Below are 502 nucleotides of genomic sequence, written 5' to 3'. Positions count from 1 at the left end.
ATCGCAGGGACACCGATTTCGCTTGTATCGCCTTCCAGCGCTTTTAAAGCTGAACCAACGATAATTGGAATATCATCGCCTGGGAATTCGTAGCTGCTTAACAGATCCCGTACTTCCATCTCAACCAGCTCTAACAGCTCTTTATCGTCTACCATGTCCGCTTTGTTCAGGAATACTACGATGTAAGGTACACCAACCTGACGTGACAGCAGAATATGTTCGCGCGTTTGCGGCATCGGGCCGTCAGCTGCTGATACTACCAGAATCGCTCCGTCCATTTGCGCAGCGCCGGTAATCATGTTCTTGACATAATCCGCGTGGCCTGGGCAGTCTACGTGTGCGTAGTGACGGTTTGCTGATTCGTATTCAACGTGTGCTGTTGAAATCGTAATTCCACGCTCACGCTCTTCAGGGGCTGCGTCAATTTGATCGTACGCTTTCGCTGTACCACCATAGATTCTAGCCATAATCGTCGTAATCGCTGCTGTCAGCGTAGTTTTTC

General features: G+C 49.6%; 1 protein-coding gene. It reads right to left on the bottom strand.

The window, feature by feature from the left end; genetic code table 11:
• On the bottom strand, window positions 1-502 hold a 502-nt coding region (locus ACFORL_RS12760; RefSeq protein ID WP_382344615.1), incomplete at both ends, for a GTP-binding protein.

The sequence above is a fragment of the Legionella dresdenensis genome (genome assembly GCF_042649825.1).
GTDB lineage: Bacteria > Pseudomonadota > Gammaproteobacteria > Legionellales > Legionellaceae > Legionella_C > Legionella_C dresdenensis.
This window is presented reverse-complemented; position numbering and strand designations above follow the sequence as displayed.